The 12,010-nt window shown below is 31.0% G+C and carries 11 protein-coding genes and 1 riboswitch; of the genes, 2 read left to right on the top strand and 9 right to left on the bottom strand.

The features are described from left to right. Positions 1–255: 255 nt before the first annotated feature. From RSA29_RS03225 to RSA29_RS03250, 6 genes are all read right to left on the bottom strand, one after another. Entirely contained in the window at positions 256–837 is a 582-nt protein-coding gene (locus RSA29_RS03225) for a thiamine phosphate synthase (RefSeq protein ID WP_346942180.1), read from the bottom strand. After that, positions 834–1,937, bottom strand: a complete 1,104-nt coding sequence (thiH, locus tag RSA29_RS03230; protein WP_346942181.1) for a 2-iminoacetate synthase ThiH — start codon at positions 1,935–1,937, stop codon at positions 834–836. The genes RSA29_RS03225 and thiH overlap by 4 nt, the downstream gene beginning before the upstream one ends. Before the next feature lie 69 nt (positions 1,938–2,006). Next, positions 2,007–2,774, bottom strand: a complete 768-nt coding sequence (locus tag RSA29_RS03235; protein ID WP_346942182.1) for a thiazole synthase — start codon at positions 2,772–2,774, stop codon at positions 2,007–2,009. A gap of 2 nt (positions 2,775–2,776) precedes the next feature. Then, positions 2,777–3,583, bottom strand: a complete 807-nt coding sequence (thiF, locus tag RSA29_RS03240; RefSeq protein WP_346942412.1) for a sulfur carrier protein ThiS adenylyltransferase ThiF — start codon at positions 3,581–3,583, stop codon at positions 2,777–2,779. Between the two features lie 234 nt (positions 3,584–3,817). Then, on the bottom strand, positions 3,818–4,039 hold the full coding sequence (thiS, locus tag RSA29_RS03245; protein ID WP_346942183.1) for a sulfur carrier protein ThiS: 222 nt from the start codon (positions 4,037–4,039) through the stop codon (positions 3,818–3,820). A gap of 254 nt (positions 4,040–4,293) precedes the next feature. Further along, a riboswitch (TPP riboswitch) is annotated at positions 4,294–4,392 on the bottom strand. Positions 4,393–5,192: 800 nt separating this feature from the next. Next, complete coding sequence (locus RSA29_RS03250) at positions 5,193–5,942, bottom strand: thioester domain-containing protein (RefSeq protein WP_346942184.1); 750 nt, start codon at positions 5,940–5,942, stop codon at positions 5,193–5,195. Positions 5,943–6,227: 285 nt separating this feature from the next. Between RSA29_RS03250 and RSA29_RS03255 the strand changes: the two genes are divergently transcribed. Further along, entirely contained in the window at positions 6,228–6,377 is a 150-nt protein-coding gene (locus RSA29_RS03255; protein ID WP_346932002.1) for a hypothetical protein, read from the top strand. Between the two features lie 175 nt (positions 6,378–6,552). Here RSA29_RS03255 and RSA29_RS03260 read toward each other — a convergent pair whose 3' ends face one another. After that, positions 6,553–6,933, bottom strand: coding sequence for a desulfoferrodoxin family protein (locus RSA29_RS03260; RefSeq protein WP_346932001.1), 381 nt, complete (start codon positions 6,931–6,933; stop codon positions 6,553–6,555). A 285-nt stretch (positions 6,934–7,218) separates the two neighbouring features. On the opposite strand from RSA29_RS03260, the gene RSA29_RS03265 reads away from it, so the two are divergent. After that, positions 7,219–8,886 (top strand): GxGYxYP domain-containing protein, encoded by a 1,668-nt coding sequence (locus tag RSA29_RS03265; protein ID WP_346942185.1) that lies wholly within the window; start codon positions 7,219–7,221, stop codon positions 8,884–8,886. A 212-nt stretch (positions 8,887–9,098) separates the two neighbouring features. Here RSA29_RS03265 and RSA29_RS03270 read toward each other — a convergent pair whose 3' ends face one another. Further along, complete coding sequence (locus RSA29_RS03270) at positions 9,099–10,751, bottom strand: glutamine--tRNA ligase/YqeY domain fusion protein (protein WP_346942186.1); 1,653 nt, start codon at positions 10,749–10,751, stop codon at positions 9,099–9,101. Positions 10,752–11,399: 648 nt separating this feature from the next. Continuing rightward, complete coding sequence (locus RSA29_RS03275; protein ID WP_346942187.1) at positions 11,400–11,813, bottom strand: hypothetical protein; 414 nt, start codon at positions 11,811–11,813, stop codon at positions 11,400–11,402. Between the last annotated feature and the right edge of the window lie 197 nt (positions 11,814–12,010).

Genomic DNA, 12,010 nt, shown 5'->3' on the forward strand with positions numbered 1-12,010 from the left:
TTACTTAAGTATCTACATTGAAAACTTTACCACACAGATATATATATGTAAAATCATACAATAATATCTTAATTATTGTATTTATCATTGACGTTGATACTTCATTTACTTAATTTTCAACTTATATTAATTTATAATCATCACCACTTAATTATAATATATAAATTTATTTTTTTAAATATTTCGACTTTAAAAATCCACGATACTTCTATCGTGGATTTATTGGTGGAGGCGCTCCTCCGCTATCTCCCCATCCTATTTCCCTATCAACCCCTGAACCAACTCTCCCACATCTTCACACTTAAAGAAAGCTGACATCACCGCAACTCCATCTGCTCCTGATTCTATTACACTTTTTGCATTTTCAGTGGATATTCCACCTAGCGCAATTATGGTGTAGGTAACTTTTTCTCTAAGTTCCTTTATAAAGTCTATGCCTTTAGGTGCTAGTCCTTCCTTGCATTTCGTGGGAAATATATGAGATGCTAAGATATAGCTACAACCTTTTTCACTTGCTGCTATGGCTTCTTCTATTGAATGAACCGCTACACCTATTTCTAGATTTTCTTCATTATGAAATTCCATGAAAGGTTTAAATGATAGTTGTAGAATTTTCTCTCCTACTTTTTTTAATACGTCTATATTGGAGTTTATTATAATTTCCGTGGCAGGGTTTATTACTTTTTTAATTTTATAATATAGCTCTTCAAGCTGCTCATTTGATAAATCCTTTTCCCTTAAAATTATTCTCTCAACACCAGCTAAGGATGCTTCTCTTAAGGTTCTAAGGTACTTCTCCTCATTAGCTAGGTGTCTATTGGTTATTAGATAAATCAAAATCTTTCCCAGTCCTTAAATATTGGTTGGAACCCTGCTTCTATTATCATATCCTTTACTTCCTTTACAGTACCTTCATCATTTATGGTAAATTGAGAGGTACCCTTAGATTCTAATGAATGACCTCCAACCTCTGTGGAAACCCCTGCACTCATTTTTGTGATTCCTAGTGGAATTAAGTTTCTTCTCATATCACTATCTTCTCTAGTTGATATATTAATTCCACTTTGCTGAGCAAATATTTTATAGGCAAGCATTATTTGCACCATTCGTTTATCGTCTACCGTATTTATTTCTCTAAGCCCACCCTCGCAAGGTCTTATCCTTGGTGGTGAATAAGTTAAATCCACATGAGGATATTTCTTTCTTATATATTCTCCATGAAGAGCAGTAAAAAAAGCATCCTTTCTAAACTCTGCAAGTCCAAGAAGAGCACCAATACTGATACTTCTCATTCCAGCTTTAGCTCCTCTTTCTGGAGTATCTAACCTAAATTTATAATTCTTCTTAGGTCCAGCTATATGAACTTTATCATACACTTTTTCATCATAGGTTTCCTGATATACAGTAAGCCCATCAACTCCAGCTTCCACAGTTTTTCTATAATCCTCCTCAGTCAATGGTTGTATCTCAAGTGTTATAGACGGAAAATATTCTTTCATTACCTTAACTGCATCTACTATATACTCCGTAGGTGAATGAACTTGGCTCTCTCCAGTTAATAAAATAATGTGCTTAAAGCCCTGCTTTGCAACTGCCTCTGACTCTAACTTAATTTCCTCCATGGTAAGTTTCTTCCTACATATAGAATTTTCAAGATTATATCCACAGTAGGAACATTTATTTACACAATAATTTGCTATGTAAATTGGAGTATAAAGCAATATAGTTCTTCCAAAATGCTTTAAAGACAACTCCCTAGCCTTCACTGCCATATCCTCTAAAACATCCTCCGCCCTAGGTGATAATAAATTAAGTAAATCCTCATAACTTGGATTTCTCTCATTAATACTCCTAATCACATCTTCCACTTGTACCTTGTTCCAATACCCATCAAAATCAAAATCCCTAAACTTTTCTATAGTACTATAAAAGCTCATCTTCTTCATCCCCTTAATATTTAACGTGTTTTAATATGAAGTCATCACCAACACTTAGTTTAAAATAGTTTACTTTAGAAATCCTGTTAATGGTGAAGATGCATTTCCTTGCTTTGATACTGAGCCAAATTTAGAAAGGTAGGCAAGCCTTCCACCTTCTACAGCTAAGTTGAAAGCCTTAGCCATATTTGCTGGATCCTTTGAAGATGCTATTGCTGTATTAACAAGACAAGCTGCCGCTCCCATCTCCATTGCTTCCATTGCTTGTGATGGTTTACCGATTCCAGCATCAACTATTATCGGAATATCAAGCTCATCTATCATAATTTGTATAAGCTCCTTAGTCATTAATCCTCTATTACTTCCTATTGGCGCACCTAGTGGCATAACTGCCGCAGCCCCTGCATCTATTAATCTTCTTCCTGCATATAAATCTGGGCACATATATGGGAGTACTGTGAAGCCTTCTGCTGCTAGTATTTCTGTAGCTTTTATAGTTTCCTCATTGTCTGGTAGTAAGTATTTAGAGTCTGAAATAACCTCAATTTTTATCCAATCTCCACATCCCATAGCTCTAGCTATTCTTGCTATCCTTACAGCTTCATCTGCATTTGTAGCTCCTGAAGTATTTGGTAGTAAAATAACATTCTTAGGAATGTTCGATAAAATATCCTCTTCCTTATTATCTAAATCTACTCTTCTTAATGCTAATGTTATAACCTGTGAAGTGCTATTATCTAACACTTCCTTTATAGTTTTATTGGATGGGTACTTCCCCGTTCCCACAAACAATCTATTTGTTAATTCTACTCCGCCTATTTTTAATATATCTGCCATAATTAAATCTCCTCTTCCCCTAAAATAATTCTTAGTGCCATATTTGCCATGTGATTTGCACAAATAGCTACCCTTGGTGCCATAAGTCCTGACCCCTCTTTAGCTTCATTTATTCCATCCCCACAAATATAAAACTTGCTAGTTACTTTCCTTGTAGTTATATCATTTGCAGAATAAAACCCTGCCATCCCCGAAGATGCAATAACTATCTTATCCCTCATTGTAGTTAACACTGTATTACAAAGTTCTGCCTTATATATGGGATTATCAAAGGCCTCTATAATTATATCCACCTCTTCAAACAATTCTTTCACGTTATTACTTTCAATTTTACTAACTACAGCTTCTACCTCAATGAAGGGATTAATATCTGCCAGCTGTCTTTTTAACGCCTTAACCTTATACTCTCCTATATCCTTAACAAAATATTGTTGTCTATTTAAATTTGAAGGTTCCACCACATCAAAATCAACTATCTTAATATATGAAACCCCGAGTCTAGCTAAGGATATAGCTATATTAGAGCCAAGTCCACCAACCCCTGCAATTGAAACTCTGGCTCTCTTAACTTTTTCATGGACTCCTGGAGTATGCCTTGCCATCATTATTCCCTGTAATTCTTCAGCACTGGGAACTTGCCCTTTTTTTATAAATACCACCCTATCCCCATCCAGTAATTCTTTATCTGCTTCTAAAGGAAATCCATTCAGTATGATGACGTCACTATTTGGTTTAATCTTATCCCTTAATTTAAAACAGGTTTCACCTAAGTTAATAACTTCATCCTGTTCATTTACCTTAATAAGAATTTTTTCTTCCAAGCTATGTACCTCCATTTATCCTATATGTATTTATTACGGTATATCTATTAATTAATAGTATAGCTATATGCTTATATTCTTTGCATCATCAATGCCACTTGTATTATTTTTATTATTTTAATTATTTACCTCTCACTTCAAGTGTAGACCTACTTAAATATTATAGAGTAATGTATTCTCTGTTATCCCAATTTAAGATATATGTTAAAGCTTCTAAACACCTTAGCCACCACCTACAAAGGATATAACTTCAACTGTGTCATCTTCCTTCAAATTAATTTTTGAATAATCCTCTTTAAGAAATATTTCCTTATTTAGCTCCACTACAACCTTTTCTTCACTTATATTTAATTTGTTTAACAAACTAGTTATAGTGCTAAGTCCCTCAATTGAAAAATCTTTTCCATTAACCCTCATTTTTTCACCTTCTTTCACATTAAACATCCCTTGAAATTTCTCCCCAAACTTCACTTTACATCCCTATTAAATTTTCCTCAAAATTCTCATTGAAATTTGCCTTTCATTTTTTCTTGCATTAACTCGTATTAATAAATTTAAATTCCCAAATTAAAAACCACCTAACATTTTTTTGCTAGGTGGTAAGGAATAACTTCAACTTGCCAAATGTAAAATCTGGTGTTTTAGTAAAAAAAGAGCTTACGTAAAGCAAGCTCATTAATTCAAATATAATAGTATAACTACATATTAATTTGCTTCCCTCCGATGGTATTAACCATATCAGGTTCTTAGAGTTAGGACTTATCCCTCTCAGCCAAACGGCACCCCTAGCTACTTATTAAGTTAACATCATTGTATCACTATATATTTACAGATTCAACTAAAATAGTATTTCAACTTCTATCTCATCCACATTATATTCTTATGATTTCATTCTTATTTTAACTTTTGTCTCTACCTATAGCTAACAACGGCTTCCTCCACTCACAAAAAATGATTCCAACATTAGAAATTTAGAATAGTCTATAGTAACATTCTTCATATACCCTTCTAACTCACTTCTATAAACAACCTTTACTCCATTATTAACATCTGTAACTATATCTCCCGCCTGTTTTTGTTCATCCAGAACAACTTTGAAATTGGGACCGCCTCACCCATAGCCTGAAACTGAAACTCTAATCATAAAACTTCCCTTTGACTCTCCATTCTTCTTCTGTAAAGCTGAAACTGCCTTGTCTGTAATCTTAATCATTTTCTCTACTCCTCTCTCTACTTTTCAGTATAATTTAAAATAACTTTTGTACCTTTAAGCTATATTTATTAAAGCCTATGTTATTTTAACACCTTAAGCTTAGTACTTTTCTATTTCTTATTTATAATATAAACCTTTTTACAATTTAGGTAAGTGACTTAGTCACAATTACACTTACATATAAATTCCAACTAAAAATCTAAAACATTACATTAATGATAAAGTCATTTATAGATTTTTAAAAAGTCAAATATATAAATTTAATTAGAACATATATATTATTAAAAACAAAAAAGATATTTCAATTTTTGTTTGAAATATCTTTTTTATTTTAATTAATATTTTAATTCATATTTGCATTGTAGTAAGATTTTTATTCTATCTTTACTTATGAGTACTTAATTTAAAATAACTACCCATCGAAATAAATAATGCTCCTATTATAATAGTTATAAATTTATTTACTCCACCAGTTTGTGGCAAAGTCTCTTCCGGTGCAATAGGTTTTTTTATCGGTGGAATTAATTCTTCCATCGGTAAACTTGGTTCCTCTATTGGAGGATTAGGCGTTCCTCCAATATCCTCTATTTTAAATAACATAACTATATTCTGTGTTTCTTCATTTACATAATATTCTTTAGCTTCATATGTTATTTTGCCTCTAGTGGATACCATACTATTATTATATATATTTTTTATTGCGTCTAAAACCTTCTTGTTATGACCTTGAATCTTATTCACGTCATACCCTTCAATAACACACCACATAGCTATTTGTGTCGCAAAATATGCATCATCATCTGACTGTAGGTTTAGCTCTTGTGCTGATTTGTTAGGATATCCTGAAATTAAGATATTTTTAACAGCCTCAGTACAATCACCTTTTAATATAAATTCTTCACCACTTGGATAATCTTTATCAATTTCTAAACAATATCCTAACCCAGCCTTAGAAATAATTTTTCTAGCAGTCATTGAAAAATTATCATAGTTTACCGTTCCTACATTCCTATTTCCAATACTTATTATTAATTTATTTGGAATATCAACCTTATTAAATGATTTAAATCCAGTTGCTATTACCACTGCTAAAGCCATGATAATAAAGATTCCGGCTATTCTTTTTTTCTTCACTTGTATCAACTCCCAATCTAGCATTTAATTCTAGTATTTATGTATTCTCCACAAATTATACACAGCATTAGTATTTGCACCATATAATCTAACTACCTGTATTAACTAGCTTGCACAGTGTTCCCCCCAAACTAATTTATACCTTAGCTATGTTAACAAAAATAATATGTATCTTTTCCTGATTTTTAACTAAAAATATAGTCTATATATTAAGCTTTTTATGAATATATTCTCCCTATAATCACAAAATAAGTATTGATAAAATAATATTAGGAGGAGATTCTTATGAAAATTGAAGCCACTGTAGAAAATTATAATAAAGCTAAACAAATGCTTATTAATGGTGAATCCTACGATAAAATTATGGATGAAACTCACCTTAGACTAAAAGATATAAAAAGAATTGAAAAGGCAGAAGTAAGTAGCCATTTCTAAATAAAATTCTATCTCCAAAAAATAAAAAAAATTCAGAGAAATTTCTCTGAATTTTTTTCATAATTATATATATTCTAATTAAATTGCTATATTTCATTCTTTAAAAATCTACTAGGATTTACTCCTTCATTCTAAATTCTAAATTTTACATTCTTAATTAGAATTTATATTATAATTATATTTCTTTTTTCCATAGTCCGTGTAAATTGCAATAAGCATATACTTCACTTACAACTTCGCCTTCATTTAAAGCTATTTCTACTTTTGCTTCATTTGGAACTACTAGGTCTTTTCTATGTCCACCTTCATTAGTTTTAACATATATCCAACCAATGTAATGTGCTTCAACCATTGGATGTGGAACGCTACCTACATTAACATATACCTTGTTTCCATCAACCTTAACTTCTGGAATGTGTTTCTCAACAGCACCATCAGATGTATTAGCTACTAGTTCTGTCATCTTTTCTCCGCAGCATATCATAGGTACCCCTGAACTGTGTATCATCCCTACCATATTACCACAATGTTTACATACAAAAAATTTCTGTGTCATAATAACATCTCCTTATAAATTGAATAATACTATATTATTATTATTCAACATTTCATTTTACACTTCATTCCAATTGTAGCAAACTTTTTTTATTTTTACAACAAACCTCAACTTATAGATTTATAAATATTTAGATATATTTATAAATAATATGTGCCTACTCCCAATTTCAAATTGAAATATAAACTATACATTAAATTTTTATGAATATATTCTCTTTATAATCACAAAATAAATATTGATAAAATAATATTAAAATGCTAATTACATGTGAGGTGCATATTATTGAAAAAATACTTTAAAATTTTTTTACTTGTTTTCTTTGCTCTACTCTGCTCTTTTAAGCCTATTAAATCTTATGCTATAGAAGGTTCAGATATAAGCGCTTTAAAAACTTCTTCAAATACAGTCAATTGCTTAAGTTATCTATCTAATTCTAATGATTCATATACCAAAAACCCTATAGTACCCAAGTACTTGTATGTGATATCTGAAAATGATATGACTAAAGCAGAGCAAACTATGATAGCTACTCTTCAAGGTCTTATCTCTGCTAAATCTGATCATCAAATTTACATTTTAAGTTCTAATGAACCCGACTATAAAATATGGCTTGAAGATTTAAAGGACAATTATCATGTTAAATATAAAAATATTAAAGATCCCTGGAAATTATTAAAAAAATTTAAACCCTACATAAATGGATATATACTATATAATCCTTTAAACCCACCATCTATAAATAATGCTTGCACTCTTGCTTCCTTAAAAGATTCCATAGTAATTGATAAAACTTTAGAATCTAATGTTAAAAATTGTGGAATAAATAATTTAATTCAAGATTGTAGCGATACTGATAAATATTGGGCGTATAATACTCTTTGGAACCTAGGACTAAATCACTCTACTGTTATAGAATTGTCACCTGATAAATCTATGGCCCTTAGGGATTATGCCATAATGTCAAAATCTCTAATATTCTATGAGGATGAGGTAGCTGCTACTACTTTGAGGGAAACTATATTTAAATCCATGGATGACACTTCCCACTGTTTGGGTTGGGGACCTGATGAACATACTAATGTAGATATAGCTTCAAAGTTTGGCGTAGATGTAATTGCTGCCGATTGGTCTTATAACCTATCTGTGCTAAGTTCCTACCCATCTCCTAGTATAAATCCTAAAACCACTAATAAAGAAATTCCTAAGGAAGATAATGTTCATTATGTGACATTTATTATGTCTGATGGTGACAATCAGCAGTGGTATCTTGGAAGTAATTACAGCTCCGTAAAATGGTACGGCTCCCCTTATAGGGATAATTTAAATATAGGTTGGTCCATAAGTCCATCTCTTTATTACTTAGCACCTACTGTTTTTGATCAATACTACAAAAGTGCTAGTTCTTCAAAATATAATAATAAATTTTTAGTACCCCCATCAGGAAATGGTTATATGTATCCTAGTAAATTCCCTTCTGATAAATTAGATGCTTACACTAAAATACTAAGTGACTATATGAAAGAAGTTAATGAAAATTCCGTGATAATTCTTGATGATAATTCTTTTTATAGAGATGATTTATGGTGTAAATATACTTGTCACTCTAATATAAATGGTCTATTCTACCTCAACTATTCAAGACATGATGATTATAAAGGTAAAATAATTTGGTCAAATAATAAACCTATAGTATCTTGCCGTAATTTACTTTGGGATGGTATTGAGGATGAAATCCAACTAGTAGCAGCTATAAATAATAGAATTCACTTAGGTTATACCGATGTAAAAAGTCCAGATTCATATACTTTTGTCTATGTTCATGCATGGAGTAAAACCTTGGATAATGTTCAGGATGTTATTACTAAGTTAAATGAAAATCCTAAAGTAAGAATAGTTGATCCTGATACTTTTATAGACTTAATTCAACAAAATATAACTCCTACCACTTAATATTTTAACTTTAATATTTTAACTTTAATTTTTTATTTGTAATAGTTAAATTATCAACTTATTAGATATTCATATTTATACTATATTATAATAAGCAAGTTCTTCTTAACTTCGGCGGAAGTTTCTTTAAATGAAATCCTTACCCAATCCGAAACTTTGAAGAACTTGTTCTATATACATAACATGATTATATTCTAGTTTAAAATATAGTACTATTTCTTATATGAACTCTTAAGTGACACTGTTCTATTAAATACAAGCTTATCCTTAGACAATTCATTATCCCTTACAAAATAGCCATGTCTAATAAATTGAAATCTACCTTCTTCATTTAATTTTAAGGCTGCTGGCTCAACTACTGCATTTTCTTTTATTTCTAAAGAATTCTTATTTATAAACTCAAATAAATTATCAGTAGCTGGAGCTTCATTAAATAAATTTTCAAATAGCCTAACTTCACAAGATACCCCATAGGTTCCACTAACCCAATGAATAGTTCCTTTCACCTTTCTTCCAGTAAACCCACTTCCACTCTTAGTCTCCTTGTCGTAGGTACATCTAAGCTCAAGGATTTCTCCATCTTCACTTTTTATAACCTCATTACACTTAATGAAATATGCACCCTTAAGTCTAACCTCTCCACCAAGTATCAATCTGTTATATTTTTTAGGAGGATTTTCACTAAAATCTTCTCTTTCAATATACACTTCCCTTGTGAATGGTACTTTCCTAGTTCCTAACTCTTCATTATCTTGATTATTCTCTATATCTAGGTCCTCTAAATAGTCCTCTTCTAAATTAGTAATCACTACTTTTAATGGATCAAGAATTGCCATCACTGAAGGTACCTTTGATTTCAAATCCTTTCTTAAGGAATTTTCAAGCATAGCCACATCTACCATTGTATCTGCTCTTGCCACTCCAATTTCATCTAGAAAATCTAGAAGTGCCTCCCTAGTATATCCTCGTCTTCTCATACCTTTTAAAGTTGGAAGCCTTGGATCATCCCATCCATCAACATAATTACTAGCTACTAACATCTTTAAATATCTCTTGCTAGTAACAACACCACTTAAATTCATTCTTCCAAATTCTATTTGTCTTGGTGTAGGAAGTTCTAAATTTAACTCACTTAAAACCCAATCATATAGTGGTCTATGGTCCTTAAATTCATTGGAACATAGAGAATGTGAAATCCCCTCTATATAATCTTGAATTGGATGAGCATAGTCATACATAGGATATATACACCACTTATCTCCACTTCTATAGTGAGGTGTATAGGATATTCTATAAATAACAGGATCCCTCATATTCATATTAGGGCTTTCCATATCTATCTTGGCTCTTAGTACCGCTTCACCCTCTTTAAATCCACCTGATTTCATCTTTTCAAAGAGTTCTAGATTTTCTTCTACTGGTCTGTTTCTATAAGGACTTTCCTTCCCCTTTGTAGTTAAAGTTCCTCTATATTCTCTAAGCTCATCACTAGTTAAATGACAAATATAAGCCTTATCTTTTTTTATTAAATATACTGCATAATCATAGATTTTTTCACTATAATCAGAGCCATAAAAAAGTCTATCCTCATAGTCAAAACCCATCCATTTCATATCTTCCATGATAGATTCTACATACTCATGATCTTCCTTTCCTGGATTTGTATCATCAAATCTTAAATTAAACTTTCCCTTATATTTCTTTGCGATGCCATAGCTTATATTAATGGCATAAGCACTTCCAATATGAAGATATCCATTTGGCTCTGGCGGAAACCTTGTATGAATTTCTTCACATGCTCCCCCCTTTATATCTTCCTTAACTAATCTGTCTACAAAATTCAAATTTTCTTTTTCATTAAACATAACTTCTACCCCTTTATTTTATTAATTGTTGTTTATTGCTTCACCCTTATGGAAACTCCACCTCATACTCATTTTTACATGGTAATTCATTTTCATTTCCTCAAAACTTAACTTATCCAAATTAAAGATTTTGAGCAAAATTAAAAACTCCCGACCCAAAGACTTTTCAGTCTAAGGGACGAGAGTTATACTTCCGTGTTGCCACCCAAATTCGTTAATATGTTACCATACTCACCTCTTCAAGTACGGTATTAAAATAATACTTATACTCTAGTCCTGTAACGTGAACCCACGTCATAGCATCACCTTTAATAGTATCGATACATTACTCCTATTGACTAAATAAGAATAAATATTAAAAACCTAAATTAAAGGATCCGTATGAAGCTCAGAGACTTGTTTCGATAAATACTTCCATGTTCCTTCTCAGCTACTGGAACTCTCTGTAAAAGAATATATATATCTACTTTTCTCATCATAGCTATTATTTGTATTATATATAATATATGTAAATATATTTATTTTGTCAATACCTTTGTATATATTTATTCCCCAATAAATGAATTAATATTTAAGGCTATGTTTTATATGATTGTTGAATACTTTATCAACAATTATTAAAACATAGCCTTACTCTTTATCTAATTATTACTCGTGTAATCCAAATCCGCTCATAATTAAGCCAGCCCAATCTGAATCTTCTTTTTCTATCCATCTGTACTCAATGTTAAGTTCTTTAAGCCAAGCGTTAAGCCCTTGACTTTTCTTACTTACATTCGGAGATTTTCTTCCATATATATCTTTTATAGTTTCTAATAATTCTGCTTGTTCTTCTTGTCCAAGCTCCTTATCAAGTAAGTTTCTTATTTCTACACAACATTCATCATATGATGCATGGTCTTCAAAATATAACTCATTAGCAAGCTCTATTCTCTTACTGTTTATCTCTTTAATTACATCGTTAATTTCATCAGCATTAGATAAAAATTTCTTACATACTGCAAGACAATCCATATCATTATCTAATCTATTTATCTGCTTTTCTAATCTTTCATTTCTCATTAATTTTTCCTACTTTACATTTTATTTTGCCACTTACCAAGTTCTTACTATCACTTAAGGTTTTCACACCTGTGAAGCTTCGAATTCCCTATACCAACTAGTATAGTCATGGATTTAATTTTTAATGGCAATGTATCTATTATAACACTAAGATGATTTGTTACAACAAGTAAATAATAACTAAATTATAAAATATG

The sequence above is a fragment of the Clostridium sp. genome (assembly GCF_036660475.1).
Classification (GTDB): Bacteria; Bacillota; Clostridia; order Clostridiales; family Clostridiaceae; genus Clostridium_J.